The organism is Microvirga pakistanensis (assembly GCF_004458765.1).
GTDB classification, from domain to species: Bacteria; Pseudomonadota; Alphaproteobacteria; order Rhizobiales; family Beijerinckiaceae; genus Microvirga; species Microvirga pakistanensis.
Genome location: NZ_SPJX01000440.1, coordinates 1 through 266, shown reverse-complemented (window position 1 = coordinate 266; position 266 = coordinate 1). Strand labels below are relative to the sequence as shown.

Here is a 266-nt window from a genome sequence, read left to right as displayed (position 1 = left end):
ATCCTGGCGGAGCTCGGCACGCGGATCGATCCGGATATCGAGGTTCGACGTCTCTCCATCGCCGACCGCCAGCTCGTGCAGATCGCCCGTGCGCTGCTGGTGCCTCACAAGCTCGTCGCTTTCGACGAGCCGACGGCTGTGCTCACGCCCATTGAGGCGGAAAGCCTTTTCACCATCATCCGCAAGCTGCGCGAGCATGGTGTGGCCGTGCTCTACATCTCCCATCGGCTCAACGAGGTGAAGGCCATTTCGGACCGAGTCACGGT

Annotated in this window: 1 pseudogene; it reads left to right on the top strand. The window is 62.8% G+C overall.

Annotated features, from left to right (window positions below):
• Positions 1-266: pseudogene (locus tag E4K09_RS19875) on the top strand (ATP-binding cassette domain-containing protein); the annotation flags it as partial.